The organism is Xanthomonas sp. SHU 166 (genome assembly GCF_000364685.1).
In the GTDB taxonomy this organism is placed as follows: domain Bacteria; phylum Pseudomonadota; class Gammaproteobacteria; order Xanthomonadales; family Xanthomonadaceae; genus Xanthomonas_A; species Xanthomonas_A sontii.
Genome location: NZ_AQOJ01000358.1, coordinates 1 through 753, shown reverse-complemented (window position 1 = coordinate 753; position 753 = coordinate 1). Strand labels below are relative to the sequence as shown.

At 73.3% G+C, this 753-nt stretch carries 1 protein-coding gene; it reads right to left on the bottom strand.

The genetic code is table 11. The features are described 5' to 3' along the window. The coding region (locus D180_RS10325; RefSeq protein ID WP_198526540.1) for a PepSY-associated TM helix domain-containing protein at positions 1–753 on the bottom strand (753 nt) is incomplete at both ends.

Here is a 753-nt window from a genome sequence, read left to right as displayed (position 1 = left end):
CAGCGGTTGCTGCCGATACTCCAGGTGGCGCAGGACGCGGCCACTGGCCGGATCGACCTCCACGCTGTCGTAGGCACGGTCGTGCGCCGGATCGGGCGGCAGGTAGCGGGCCACGATCGGCTGGCCGCTGCGGCCGGGCAGGCGCAGGTCCAGGTAGGCGCGCTGCGCGGCCGGCACGGTGGCGAGGGCCGCCTGCAGCCGCGCGTAGTCCACCGCCGGTGGCTTCCCGCCACGACCGCCCTCCTTCTCCTTGGGCGCGGCATCGCCGCCGAGCATCGCCACCAGCCCCTGCCGGTACCAGTCGTAGGACCAGTACAGCCCGGTCGCGGCGATCAGCAGGTACACCAGCAGACACCAGGTGCCGATCACCGAGTGCAGGCTCCACAGGAAGCTGCGTCCCTGCCGGTTCCACTCCACCGCCCACCAGGCGCGCCAGCTCCACCAGCGCCGCGGCCAGCGCAGGTACAGGCCGGACAGGCAGAAGAAGATCAGCACGAAGGCGCAAACCCCGGTGACCGCCTTGCCGCGCTCGCCGGCGGCCAGGCGCCGGTGCAGGTCTTCGACGAAGGAGAAGAACCCATCCAGGCGCGGCGCCGGCAGCACCGCGCCGGTGTAGGGGTCGAAGTACAGGCGGCCGCCGTCGCGGCCGGGCAGGCGCACCGCGGACGGCCGCGTGCCGGTCGGATCGATCAACACGCGGTTGCTGCGGTGCGCCCCTTCCAGGTCCAGGCGCCGCGCCAGTTCGGCCAGCGG